We start from the raw sequence: 12,730 nt of genomic DNA, 5'->3' as shown, positions 1-12,730 counted from the left end.
AACCGGTCTCAGCAGCAAAAAAACACAACAAACTCCCGTTTGAACCGGGAATGCGGCGCTGGTCTTCTCATTGATGACGCTTAGGTCTTATTTTCATCCATTTGCTAACTTTTTATTTCTTTGGTCCCTCCTTTTTGTGGGCCAATTAGCAACCACTTCTAAACACTCTATCTTATTAGACGGATGAACGCAAAGAAAGTTATACAATTTGGCTTATATTCCATTAACATTTTTGTGTAGAATTGAACCAAGTAAGTTATGAATCTTTAGTGATTCTTGAAATGAACAGCGTTTAAAAATATGATGAGAGCAAGAGAATAATTACTTATGGTCTGATTATGTCAAAATGACTCAAAATATTGCCGACTGACCTGAACCGGCAACCGGAGGAAACCAAATGCAACGTTTAGTCGTAAAACTTATAAATCTGGAGCAGCAGTTGTTCAAATGGATCAACGGACGCTTACACAACCGTTTTTTGAACTTCTGGCTTTATTATCTCACACATTTAGGCGGGGCTACCTTTACTATAGCCTCCACACTCCTTATTTGGTGGCTCGCTCCGAATCCGTGGAAAGATACCGGTATGAAGGGAGCCATCGCTCTCGGGGTCAGTCACATCCCCGTAGCTATCGTTAAAAAGCTGTACCCGCGGATTCGCCCGTATTTGGCGTTACCAGGTACAAATACATTCCGCAACCCCTTGTCGGACCATTCTTTTCCCTCAGGGCACACGACCGCTATTTTTTCAGCTACCGTGCCTTTCATGCTACAGTCACCGATGCTAACATTGCTGCTGTTGCCTGTAGCGACAATTGTTGGTTTTTCTCGAATTTATCTGGGTCTTCACTACCCAACGGATGTACTCGCAGGAGCGGTCATCGGAACGTCTGCAGCAATAGGAACGGTTGCATTCTGGCCTTAAAGCCGATATGGTATGATTGAGAACATCCCAGCAGGAACAGGTGAAATGAGAGTGGCTAAAAAACGAGTGTTATTATTATCGGAAGGTTTCGGTGCCGGACATACTCAAGCTGCCTACGCGCTCTCAAGCAGTTTGCGGAAGCTTTCTCCGAATGTGCAGACCAGAGTGCTGGAGCTGGGGAGTTTTTTGAATCCAAGAATGGCCCCGCTTATTATTACAGCATACAAGAAGACTGTTGTATCGCAGCCTCGTCTAGTCGGATTGGTTTACCGTCATCAGTACAAAAAATCATTAAACCGTCTTACAACGCTCGCTTTGCACCGTCTGTTCTACACGCAGACCCGAAACATTCTCCGGCAGCTTCGTCCCGATTTGGTGGTATGTACTCATCCCATCCCAAGCGCGGTAATTTCACGTTTGAAGCGCTTAGGCTTACATGTTCCGCTTTGTACTGTCATTACAGACTACGATGCACATGGAACATGGATTAGTCCCGAGGTTGACCGGTACTTTGTATCTACGCCTGAAGTCATGCGTAAGCTGCGCGCACGCGGAGTATCCGTCTCGAAAATCCAGGTGACCGGTATTCCCGTTCATCCAAATTTTTGGGAACATCCTGGGCACGATGAAATTAGAGAACAATTTGGACTTAAACCCATCCCGACCGTACTCGTTATGGGTGGCGGCTGGGGACTTATGAATGACGAAGTCATACATCGTTCGCTTACTCAGTGGAGAGATAACATTCAATTTATTTTTTGTTTGGGGCATAATGATAAAATTCGTCGTAAAATGCAGTTGGATCCCAGGTTTAATCATCCAAATATTCATATCTTCGGATTTACACGGGAAATCGACAAATTAATGGAGGTATCGAATCTGCTCATCACCAAACCCGGCGGAATGACATGTACCGAGGGATTGGCCAAAGGGATTCCGATGCTGTTTCACAAACCTCTCCCTGGACAGGAGGAGGAAAATTGTCAATACTTTACGGCTCAAGGCTTCGGAGAACCGATTACTTCGCTGGATGTTGTCGTTAAATGGATGAACCGACTGCTACACGATTTTCCAGAAATCGTCCGCAAGCGACAGGAGCACGTCCATAATGTAGCGCGATATTATCCTCTTCAGAGCGCACAGAGTATTTTGGATATACTGGAACCGAACAGGGTGCTTTCCTAATAAGGAAGCACCCTGTCTTATTTTATCCATTTGATCTGTTTTTATTTCCCGTACTTTTCAAGGCGTGTTTTTTCGTACTCTTCCAAAGCATCTTTGCCGATCAGCACCTCGACTCGATGAATATTCATACCTTTGCCCATAAACTTTTGTTCATATTCCGTCATGACATGCTCCTCGTTAATCCCCTCACGATGAAGGTTTAACGAAATATTCGTCATCTGCAAACCGCTATCGGCAAACGAATTCAGAGAAAACTCAAACAGTGTCTCCGAATCGGTCTTAAAATGAATTTGTCCTTTGCTGTTCAAAAGCTGACGGTACTTGTCCAAAAAACGCGGATGCGTCAAACGACGACGTGCATGTTTGGCTTTAGGCCAGGGATCACTAAAATTCAGATAAATGCGTTCAATCTCTCCTGGTTCAAAAACATTTTCGATCTGTTCGATGTTTGCCAGTGCCAATTTGATATTAGGCGGCGTATCAACCTCTGAATTACTCCAGGCCAGACGAGACTTTTCTGTTGCACGGCGAACCAGCTCATCATACATATCAAAGCCAATATAATTAACCTCCGGATTCCGGAAGCTCATTTGGCTTATAAATTGCCCTTTACCCATACCGAACTCTACATGAATGGGACGATCATTACCAAAAAGCTGCTGCCATTTCCCCTTATACTGTGCTGGCTCCAAGATGACTAGGTCCTGCTGTTCTTCCAGACTTTCCCGAATTCCTTTTCTTCCGCGTAAACGCATGTTACTCCTCCATATACTCTGTTATCAAGGAAAAAGGAATTCCACCCCCGCTTGAAGATACGGAAATGAAATTCCTTTTTCAATATATTTGGATTGGGGTCCAACTAATTTAATTGTTCATAGTCTACCCCATCAGCAGGTGAAAAATCAATTGTCTTTTGGCAAGCCGCTCTGATTTTTTGACGTGCGGTCGTTCCAATCTGACGATCCTGCCCAAAACGGACACCAGTCAATGCCAACGCCTCATCAAAGGTTAACTCAACAGTAACTTTATCCATACGCGTCTTATCCTGCGCATTCATAAAAGATCACCTCACGGGTTATTTGTGATGGAACCGACGTGCACTTACCCTAAAACAGGCGATAGAAACAGCATAGCTGCCTCCCTGAAGAATAATCATTAGCAACGGATAACTTTTATCTTCAGGATCGAAAACAGTCCTTTTATTGTATGTCTGGTATCGCTTACAATATAACACATTGTGTAACCTTTTTCAATCCGCAACGCCATAAAATCCGCACATTTTATTGACTTGTTCGGTCAAATGATTCCCAATGAAGACTGATTTTTGTTACAATAGGGTGATCGTAAAAAAAGGAGTACACCCATGAAAACAGATTTATTGCCTGCTCCTCTCCTGTGGGGAGATAAACGGTTCCATACTTGGAATTACGAAATGCGTGAGCAATTTCAAAATAAAGTGTTCAAAGTCATGCTGGATGCGGGTTTTACCTGTCCGAATCGCGATGGCTCCATCGCTAAAGGGGGTTGCACCTTTTGTAGCGCACGCGGATCGGGTGATTTTGCCGGGCGTCGTCGTGATGATCTGGTCACCCAGTTCAATACGATTCGGGATCGGCAGCATCTAAAATGGCCAAACGCCAAATATATTGGCTATTTCCAAGCCTACACGAATACGTATGCCCCGGTTGAGGAACTGCGAGAATACTTCGAAGTTATTCTGGAGCAGCCCGGTGTTGTCGGTCTGTCCATCGCTACACGTCCTGATTGCCTGCCTGACGATGTAGTGGATTACCTTGCCGAGCTAAACGAACGCACGTACCTATGGGTCGAAATGGGTCTGCAAACTGTCCATGAATCGACCTCAGAGCTGATTAACCGCGCTCATGATACTCAATGCTATCTGGATGCGGTGGAAAAGCTGCGCAAGCGGAATATCCGCGTGTGCGCCCACATCATTTATGGTCTGCCCCAAGAGACGCATGAAATGATGCTCGATACGGGACGGGCAGTAGCCGCTATGGATGTGCAGGGCATCAAAATCCACCTGCTGCATCTCATGCGCAAAACGCCCATGGTCAAGCAGTATGAAGCGGGATTGCTACGCTTTCTGGAAAAGGACGAATACGTTAAGCTGATAGTTGATACGCTGGAGTTTTTACCTCCCGAAATGATCGTTCATCGGTTAACCGGAGATGCCCCACGCGATTTGCTAATGGGACCCATGTGGTCGCTTAAAAAATGGGAAGTGCTTAATGCCATTGATCATGAACTGAAGTCACGTGAAACGTGGCAGGGAAAATACTGGAGGCAACCTTAAATGGGCTTCCTATCCGTCCTGAGCTACGCTCATCAATTGGTGGCTGCGCGGGTGCAGCCAGGCGATACTGCTATAGACGCCACCGTCGGCACAGGAGCAGATACGTTGTTTCTGGCAAAAGCTGCTGGTAAACGGGGCCGTGTCTATGGCTTCGACATCCAACAAGAAGCACTGCATTGCGCCCGTCGTCGACTGGAAGAAAACGCTTCTCCTTCATTAGCAGAAGTATCGCTACTGCTACAAGGTCATGAGCAAATGCGGGAGGCCGTTCCGGACATGCTGCATGGCAAAGTCGCTGCGGTCATGTTTAACCTCGGCTACTTGCCTTCCGAAGGCGCCGATCCTACGGTCATCACCCATACAGACAGCACGCTCGTCGCACTTGATGCTGCCTTACAATTGCTGCGACCACGCGGCATTCTGACTGCCGTGTTATATCCAGGACACGCCGGAGGCAGTGAAGAAGCAGATGCCGTTCTTCAATGGGCTTCTGCTCTCCCGGTCTCCAGCGGTCAAAGCATTATTTATCGTCAATTACAACGAGCCGCTTCGCCTTACGTAGTGGCGGTTGAGAAGAAATAATGTTGGATTTTAAACTCAGGTTATGAGCGACTTTTTAAGCCGCCTTACATATATCATTTTTTTAGCTCGTTTGGGCGCTATTCATCCCAGTTTATTGCCCCAGCGGCACGTTATTGATTTCCCTATTCTGTTAGGTCGCACTCATTACTCATTATGGAGGAGAGAAATTATGCTAAAGCCATACCCGCTGCAATTTCAACCTGAGTTCAAAGAGAGAGTTTGGGGAGGACGGGCCTTAGAGCAATTTGGTCTAACCCCACCAGAAGGACATATCGGGGAAGGATGGATGATTGCCGATCATCCAAACGGAACAACAACGGTTATCAATGGTGAGCTGGCAGGCAAAGGACTGGATGAAATCCGCGAGACCTACGGGCAGGATTGGCTCGGGGCCAAGGGTGTATCGGAAAAAGGCGGACGATTCCCACTTTTGATCAAACTACTGGATTGTAATGATGACTTATCCGTTCAGGTACACCCGACAGATGATTACGCAGGACTTCCAGCCGGAGAATTAGGAAAAACTGAAATGTGGTACGTGCTTGATGCCAAGCCAGATGCCAAGATTATTTATGGTCTGACCGAAGGTGTAACCCGCGAGAGTCTGCACACAGCTCTTGAAAGTGGGGATATCCTCGGCAGTTTGCGCCAGGTTCCAGTCGAAGCAGGCGATACGTTCTTCATCCCCGCCGGAACCGTACATGCACTGTGTGCAGGCGTTGTCGTTGCTGAAATCCAGCAAAATTCGGATACTACCTATCGCTTATATGACTACAATCGCCCCGGACTGGACGGCAAGCCTCGTGAGTTGCATATCGAGGATTCCCTCAATGTAACCTCCTACGAAGGTGCAGGCGCAACAACGATGAAAACGGACGGCTTACAGCCTGGTAAATGGCTCCAGTTGGCAGCCTGTGAGTATTTTGTTGTGGAAAAGGGTATCGTAGATGGAAGTTGGGCACTTTCTACAACGGAAGACAGCTTCACCATTCTCGTGATTTGTGAAGGCAGTGGGACCATGACATGGAACAATAATACCGAGTCTCTTTCCTGTAAAGCTGGAGATTGCTTCCTGTTGCCCGCTAACCTGAGCGATTACACGCTGAATGACGGAATGACCGTACTTAGATCTTATCTTCCTTAATGCTTAAAGGATGTGATGTCTAATTATGCGGGAATACACCTTCACCATCGCTGAAACTGACGGAACAGAGCTTTTTGCCTACCGCTGGCTGCCTGATCAGAATTTGCCCATTAAGGGGATTGTTCAAATTTCGCATGGTATGTGCGAGACGTCCTATCGCTACATCCGACTGGCCGAAAAGCTTACAGCTTGCGGTTATGGCGTGTATGCCAACGATCATATCGGTCACGGACGCACAGCTGGTGATCCTGATAAGCTGGGTATGCCGGGAGCTAATGCGTTTAATCGAATGGCAAACGGCATGCTGGAGCTAGGCGAAATTGCGGCTAAGGAATTCCCTGATCAGTCTCGTTTTTTGCTGGGTCACAGCATGGGCTCCTTTTTAACCCAGAAAATTATGTATGATGATCGGCAAACGTATCACGGGTTTATTTTATCGGGGACCAACGGACGACGTGGTCTCCTAAAACTCGGAGAGCAAGTTGCTCTACTGCAAGCCAAGTTGCAAGGAATGGATCATCGCAGCATGCTGCTCAACGCTATGGTCTTTGGCGGCTTTAACCGTGCCTTTCGTCCGGTGCGTACGGCGTTCGACTGGCTGTCCCGTGATGCTGAGGAAGTAGATCAATTCGTGCATGACCCATTATGTGGAGCTATATGCACGACAGGCTTTTTTCTGGATTTTTTCAGGCTATTGCAAGAAATCCACTGGCCTTCCTCGCTGAAACACATCAATCCCAAACTGCCAGTTTATATTTTTGCCGGGGATCGTGATCCAGTGGGTTTGTTCGGTAAAGGTGTGTTGTCACTAGTGGAAATGTATCGAAGCTTAGAGCTTCAGGACATCGAATACCGCCTCTATCCTGACGGTCGCCATGAGATGCTTCATGAAACAAACCGCGACGAGGTGATGAGTGACATCGTGGACTGGCTCGACCGTCATGTTAACACAGGGGTGATCTCTGTTTCCGCATTGTCTGGAGACTCCGAGGCACCTGGACATTCAATCTCGCCCAAGTCATCAACCTTGTGAGGAAATAAGAAAAGAAACCTTTAAAACCACGATTAAAGTGGGATTGAAGGTTTCTTTTTTATTCCCTTATATTCATTTGGATATAGTTTTAAAAATCACCATGCATTCCGTTCTCTCAGGGAAGTAATATGAGCTGTGTGATGCTTGCCATGCCAGGCATAGATGCCGATGTTTCGTTCCAGGCGGATCGTCTGGCCCGATTCAGGATGAATAAATGTTCGGTGTAGCTGATCCTCTCCCAACGATCGTAACACGGTCACCCACCGTTCATGCAGTCCTTCCAGCAATTGCAACGAAGGTTCCAGTGGAAGCTCCCTGGCGTCTGGTATTTCGGCCCAACGCCCCTCATCATATGGCTTGATCGTCGGCGTATCCTCCGTCAGTGCCAGCTTAAAACGGATATAGCTGTTCATATGGCTGTCTGCCACATGATGAACTACCTGCCGAATCGTCCAGCCCCCTTCGCGATAAGGCGTATTGAGCTGCTGCTCATTCAGTCCTTCGACCGCCTGACGCAGCTGTGCAGGCAATTCAGCAATGTCGTGAATCCATGCGATAAGCTGTTCTTCTGTAATGGTATCTGGAACAACGAATGATCCTATCGGATAGCGCAAGTCTTTGTCCAAAACAGTTCCCGCCCTTCTCTACATCTACTGCCTGTAATGTCAGTTGTCTTATGTTATAACTATGCAGGAAAAAAAGCAGACTCGCAAGAGTCTGCTTTTGTCATACACGTAAAGGGGAGATACCTTGCCCGATTTATTTTATCCTTCCAGTAACAATGATTCCGGATCTTCCAGCAATTCTTTGACCGTTACCAGGAAACGAACCGCCTCGCTACCATCAATAATCCGGTGATCGTAGGACAACGCGATATACATCATCGGACGATTTTCCATGCGTTCCTCGTCGATGGCAATCGGGCGAAGTTGGATCTTATGCATTCCCAAAATACCCACTTGCGGCGTATTGAGAATTGGCGTAGACAGCAGGGAGCCGAAAATACCTCCATTGGTGATAGTAAACGTTCCTCCTTGCAAGTCGGCCAGAGAAAGCGAATTGGAGCGTGCTTTGCCAGCCAAATCTGCAATACTTTTCTCGATCTCAGCAAAGCCAAGACGATCGGCATCCCGCACAACTGGCACGACCAAACCTTCCTTGGCAGATACAGCGATCCCGATATCATAGTATTTTTTCAGTACGATATCATCGCCGTTAATTTCTGCATTCACGGTAGGGAAGCGCTTGAGTGCGCCAACCACTGCCTTTGTAAAGAAGGACATAAAGCCCAAACCTACATCATGTTTTTCCTTAAACTTATCTTTACGGCGTTTACGCACATCGAGAATGGCGGTCATATCCACTTCATTAAAAGTGGTGAGCATGGCAGCTGTTTGCTGTGCTTCAACAAGACGCTTAGCGATCGTCGCTCTGCGCCGAGACATCCGCTGGCGTTCCACAGGCTTGCTGTACTCCGTTTGTGCTGGAGACGGAGGCGCAGGCTTGCTAGTAGCGGGAGACGCAGGTACAGATGCTGCACGTGACACTTCAGCGCTGTTATGCGTTTTTACGTCCTCCTGGAAAACACGTCCCAGCGGGTCCTTTCCCTGTACCTGCTCAAGATCAATCCCGCGCTCACGCGCCAACTTCCGGGCGGATGGTGATGCCGTCTGGCCATTCCCGTCGCTATTCGATGAAATAGGCGGTGCAGACTTTTCTTCAGCTTTACCGCCGCCTTCTACGGAAGACGGTGAAGTCGCTACGGACGGTGCTTCAGGCGCTTGAGTCGCTGCAACTTCTCCAGCACCGGTTGATTCCGCACCACCACTGCCGCTTCCGATCAAGCCAACAGCTTCACCGATGACTACAGTATCACCCTCCTGACGAAGGATTTTCTGGACCACACCTGCTTCTTCCGCACTAATTTCCAGATTGACCTTATCGGTTTCCAGCTCCAGTAGAACATCTCCCTGTCCTACGGAATCCCCTTCCTTCACAAGCCATTTGGAGATTGTTCCTTCCGTGATGGATTCTCCCATTGCTGGCACTATAATATCGCTCACAGCCGCTACCTCCCAAGTGTAATATTGTTTTTGGAATCCTGCTTCAACGCCGATTGAATAATTCGCTGTTGCTCTAGACTGTGTACTTGCTGATAACCGCTCGCTGGGCTTGAACGATCTGGTCTGCCTGCGTAACGAATTTCCGCTCCCTGTGGCACTACATTCCGTAGACGAGGTTCAATGTAACTCCAAGCCCCCATATTTTTAGGTTCTTCCTGAGCCCATACAAACTCCTTAACATGCGGGAAGCGGCCGAAAATATTCCGAATTTCCTCTTCCGGGAAAGGGTATAGCTGCTCCACACGAATAATATGCAGACGCTCTTCTGCCTCATTCTTATCCTTTTCCAATGCTTCTTCGAGATCAATGGCAATCTTGCCACTGCACAGTACAATGCGCTCTACACGATCCGGACGTGCACCCAGACCAGGCTGTTCCAACACAGGACGGAACGCTCCTTCGCTGAATTCAGAAGCAGGCGAAGCGACACGATTATTACGAATCAGGCTCTTCGGCGACATCATCACAAGCGGGCGGGCTTCCTCACTTTCGCTTAATGCAGCCTGACGGCGTAGCAGATGGAAATACTGTGAGGCACTGCTCAAATTAGCGACAGTCCAGTTATTTTGTGCGGACAACTGGAGAAAACGCTCCAGACGTGCGCTTGTATGCTCTGGTCCTTGTCCTTCGCTACCATGCGGTAACATCATCACTAGACTCGATTTCTGTCTCCATTTGGCACGGCCTGCGGAGATGAATTGGTCAAAAATAACCTGTGCACAGTTAGCAAAATCGCCGAATTGTGCTTCCCAAATCACTAACGTTTCAGGAGAATACACGTTATAGCCATATTCAAAGCCGAGGACAGATGCCTCAGACAATGGACTGTTATGAATACTGAATGAAGCACGTGCTTCCGGCAATGTATGCAACGGACAATGTGTACGGCCTGTTTCAGGCTCATGCAGCACAAGGTTACGGTGAGCAAATGTAGCTCGCTCCGCATCCTGACCTGTCATACGAATAGGCTTGCCGTCTGCGAGAATGGTGGCCAAAGCCAGCGTCTCCGCCAAGCTCCAATCTACCTTTTCCCCTTCGTTCAGAGCGGTTTTTCTACGCTGTAAAATTCGATCCAGCTTCGGATATACATGAAAAGCCTGTGGCCATTTGAGTAAGTTTTCATTGATTTGGCGCAGCTTTTTCAATTCCACTGCAGTACGTACCATAGAATTCTGATTCTTTTTCGCCTTCACAGGAGTCATTTCCGGCTCTTGTTCCGGTTGATTCTTCACATGCTCATGCGCTTCCTTCAGTCTGTTTTGGACCTTTTCAATGAGGCCGGCACTAAACGCTTCATCCACTATACCCTGCTTCATCAGCTTTTGAGCATATAATTTGCTCACCGTCGGATGATTCTTCACCTTACGGTATACCAGCGGTTGTGTTGTTTCCGGGTCATCGGATTCATTGTGACCATAACGACGGTAACCAATCAGATCAATCAAAAAATCCTTCTTGAAACGATTGCGATATTCACCAGCCATACGTGCCGCTGCAATGCAGGCTTCAGGATTATCCGCGTTCACATGCACAATTGGAATTTCATAGCCTTTAGCCAAATCACTGGCATAACGGGTCGAACGTGAATCGACACTCTCTGTCGTAAAACCCAAACGATTATTCACAATAATATGGACCGTGCCGCCATTACGGAAGCCACGCAAATTCGTGAAATTAAGTGATTCTGCCACGATACCTTCACCTGGGAAAGCCGCATCACCATGCATAATAATTGTAGCTGCCTTGCTCACATCCAGCTTCGGATAACCAGCCTCACTGCGGTCTTCCTGTGCAGCTCGTGAAAATCCTTGTACTACCGGATTTACATATTCCAGGTGACTTGGGTTATTCGCCAATGTCAGACGGGCCTGCACCGCTCCCCCATCTTTTACAAAACGATCAGCACCCAGATGATATTTTACATCGCCAGTCCAGCCGTAGTTAATTCCTGTGGAACCTTCCGACGGGATCAAATCCTTATTCGGCGAATGATGAAATTCAGAGAAAATTTTACTGTAAGGCTTGCCCAGCACATGAGCCAGTACATTCAAACGACCGCGATGCGCCATACCCATCAGGACATGACTTGCTCCTGCATTTGTCGTTAGACGAATAATCTCGTCGAGAACAGGGACAAGCACATCATTACCCTCGATGGAAAAACGTTTCTGTCCGACGAATGTTTTATGCAAAAACTCTTCGAACTGTTCTACTTCTACCAATCTGCCTAGCAACGACTTGCGTTCCTGTGTTGTAAGTGGCTTGGAGGACCAGCCAGATTCTGCATAGCTGTTCAGCCAGCGGCGTTCCTCCTCGTTGTGAATATGACTAAATTCATAGGCAATCGGTCCTGTGTATGCCACACGTAACCGTTGAATGGCTTCCCATCCGTTAAGTGTTCCCGCAGGAGCGTTATCCCATATTAAAGAGGCTGGAAAAGCCTTCAAGTCTTGTTCAGTTAAACCGTAAGATGCTGGATTAAGCAAGCGTGTATCCTGCTCTGCATCCAGTCCCAGCGGATCAATCTGGGCGGCTAAATGTCCATATTCACGGATATTCCACACCATTTTCCCCGCTGTAACCGCTTTCTGCAATGTGTTTGAATCAAGGTGCCCCAAAGCACTTGTGGGGGGGCCTTGCAATTTGTTGTCTATCATGGAAGCAGCCGAATATTCGGATTGTGGCGGCTCACCCCATTGATCAAACAGCTCGCGGTAAGCCGGGTCAACCGTTCCGGGGTCCGCTACATACTTTTCATACTGGTCCTGCACATAACCTAGATTAGGTCCGTAATACGCCTGCCAGGGTACCTGTCTGTTGCTCTCTTCCATTGTCATCTCGTTCCCTCCGTCAAATTTTGAAATTCATAGCTGGACGGAAATCATTTTCATTTTTTTATTAAGTCTTCAATTTAAGTTGTTCACAATATGCTCACATTATATGAAATCCTTCATCAAAAGTCGAATTTCACAGTTCTTAGTCCTCTTCCATTGTATAAAGTTTTCTAGCTATGAGCATTTCCTTTTTCTCAACATATCCATGCGTAAATGAGATGAATCGGGTCATTCTGTAATTCTTACCCCCCATTATAGACGATTACCGTATGGATTATTTCAAACAACATATCGGACAATCAAAAGAAGCCATTCTACAAAAAGAAGAAAAGCTTTGATAGGTATAAAAAAGTAATCACTACAAATGGCGAGGACTTAGCTTCATTAAGATTGGAGACTAACATCCATTTGTGAGTCAGGAATCAAACACCTGGCAACTTAAATAACCAGCCGTCGGATCTCAACCGACGGCTGGTTATTTAAGTTTATGTTGCACCTTATACTACGCCAAACTATTTTAAAAACAACTTCCCAGTCCACCCCACTATGATTATCGTTAACAGCAGAATTTAAAAGGCAGAGGGTCT

General features: G+C 47.1%; 11 protein-coding genes. 6 read left to right on the top strand and 5 right to left on the bottom strand.

Annotation, left to right across the window (positions count from 1 at the left end; genetic code table 11):
* Positions 1-397: 397 nt before the first annotated feature.
* Positions 398-925, top strand: a complete 528-nt coding sequence (locus MHI21_RS07430; protein WP_341161936.1) for a phosphatase PAP2 family protein — start codon at positions 398-400, stop codon at positions 923-925.
* Positions 926-970: 45 nt separating this feature from the next.
* Positions 971-2,110, top strand: coding sequence for a glycosyltransferase (locus tag MHI21_RS07425; protein WP_196765434.1), 1,140 nt, complete (start codon positions 971-973; stop codon positions 2,108-2,110).
* A gap of 41 nt (positions 2,111-2,151) precedes the next feature.
* Here the strand turns inward: MHI21_RS07425 and trmB are convergent, their stop codons facing one another.
* A complete protein-coding gene (gene trmB, locus MHI21_RS07420) occupies positions 2,152-2,865 on the bottom strand; it encodes a tRNA (guanosine(46)-N7)-methyltransferase TrmB (protein ID WP_322173845.1) in 714 nt (237 codons plus the stop codon).
* Positions 2,866-2,969: 104 nt separating this feature from the next.
* Positions 2,970-3,167, bottom strand: coding sequence for a hypothetical protein (locus MHI21_RS07415; RefSeq protein WP_013309373.1), 198 nt, complete (start codon positions 3,165-3,167; stop codon positions 2,970-2,972).
* Positions 3,168-3,473: 306 nt separating this feature from the next.
* Here MHI21_RS07415 and MHI21_RS07410 point away from each other — a divergent pair, with 306 nt between their 5' ends.
* From MHI21_RS07410 to MHI21_RS07395, 4 genes are all read left to right on the top strand, one after another.
* On the top strand, positions 3,474-4,427 hold the full coding sequence (locus MHI21_RS07410) for a TIGR01212 family radical SAM protein (protein ID WP_061829120.1): 954 nt from the start codon (positions 3,474-3,476) through the stop codon (positions 4,425-4,427).
* Positions 4,428-5,009, top strand: coding sequence for a class I SAM-dependent methyltransferase (locus tag MHI21_RS07405; RefSeq protein WP_250243996.1), 582 nt, complete (start codon positions 4,428-4,430; stop codon positions 5,007-5,009). It begins immediately after the preceding gene.
* A 169-nt stretch (positions 5,010-5,178) separates the two neighbouring features.
* Positions 5,179-6,153, top strand: coding sequence for a type I phosphomannose isomerase catalytic subunit (locus MHI21_RS07400; RefSeq protein ID WP_342419736.1), 975 nt, complete (start codon positions 5,179-5,181; stop codon positions 6,151-6,153).
* A 25-nt stretch (positions 6,154-6,178) separates the two neighbouring features.
* The gene (locus MHI21_RS07395) at positions 6,179-7,186 is read left to right on the top strand and encodes an alpha/beta fold hydrolase (RefSeq protein ID WP_342419735.1); all 1,008 of its coding nucleotides are present in this window, start codon (positions 6,179-6,181) and stop codon (positions 7,184-7,186) included.
* 95 nt (positions 7,187-7,281) lie between these two features.
* Here MHI21_RS07395 and MHI21_RS07390 read toward each other — a convergent pair whose 3' ends face one another.
* From MHI21_RS07390 to MHI21_RS07380, 3 genes are all read right to left on the bottom strand, one after another.
* Entirely contained in the window at positions 7,282-7,812 is a 531-nt protein-coding gene (locus tag MHI21_RS07390; RefSeq protein WP_165176181.1) for a YfiT family bacillithiol transferase, read from the bottom strand.
* Positions 7,813-7,950: 138 nt separating this feature from the next.
* Complete coding sequence (odhB, locus tag MHI21_RS07385; protein WP_342419734.1) at positions 7,951-9,249, bottom strand: 2-oxoglutarate dehydrogenase complex dihydrolipoyllysine-residue succinyltransferase; 1,299 nt, start codon at positions 9,247-9,249, stop codon at positions 7,951-7,953.
* A 5-nt stretch (positions 9,250-9,254) separates the two neighbouring features.
* Positions 9,255-12,146 (bottom strand): 2-oxoglutarate dehydrogenase E1 component, encoded by a 2,892-nt coding sequence (locus MHI21_RS07380; RefSeq protein WP_342419733.1) that lies wholly within the window; start codon positions 12,144-12,146, stop codon positions 9,255-9,257.
* Between the last annotated feature and the right edge of the window lie 584 nt (positions 12,147-12,730).

It is taken from the genome of Paenibacillus sp. FSL H8-0168, from assembly GCF_038592955.1.
GTDB classification, from domain to species: domain Bacteria; phylum Bacillota; class Bacilli; order Paenibacillales; family Paenibacillaceae; genus Paenibacillus; species Paenibacillus polymyxa_B.
Note: the sequence above shows the minus strand (reverse complement) of the source record. Positions and strands in the feature narration are given on the sequence as shown.